Here is a 507-nt window from a genome sequence, read left to right as displayed (position 1 = left end):
ATCAACGCGGTTGAAGTTCATCAACGCCGCGCTATTCAAAGACGGAGAGGACAACGCCGATTGACCAGCGTGCCCTTTGAGAGCTGAAAGTTGTTGCAACTGCGTTGAAAGATGATTGTGACGCTGACGCATAGCGTCGAGCTGTTGCCCGACCCTATCACGCTGCTTTTCTTCCATTTGTTGCAGTTTTCCGACCGCTTTAAGTTTGGCTTTCATCGCTGCGTTCGCTCTCTACTGTGCGCCTTGGAACATTTGAGCCAGCTCAGTCAAACTGGTGGTGTAATCCACCGCCTCGTTCGCTGATTGCTGTAAGTACGAACGCAAATGCGGATACATCGACACAGACTGATCCAACTCAGGGTCCTGACCCGGTTGATAGCCACCAAGCGGCAGTAACTCTTTCACCTGAAGGTAATTGGAGTACATTTGGCGGAAGTTGTTTGCGATGGTGGAATGAGCAGGTTGCGTACAAGTGCTCATACAACGGCTGATAGAAGCGTTGATATC

Annotated in this window: 2 pseudogenes; both read right to left on the bottom strand. The window is 50.5% G+C overall.

The window, feature by feature from the left end:
* Window positions 1–216 (bottom strand): annotated as a pseudogene (locus R7Z50_RS31360) (flagellar export protein FliJ); the annotation flags it as partial.
* A 15-nt stretch (window positions 217–231) separates the two neighbouring features.
* Window positions 232–507, bottom strand: a pseudogene (gene fliI, locus R7Z50_RS31355) (flagellum-specific ATP synthase FliI); the annotation flags it as partial.

Source organism: Vibrio sp. 1249-1 (assembly GCF_033340495.1).
This window is presented reverse-complemented; position numbering and strand designations above follow the sequence as displayed.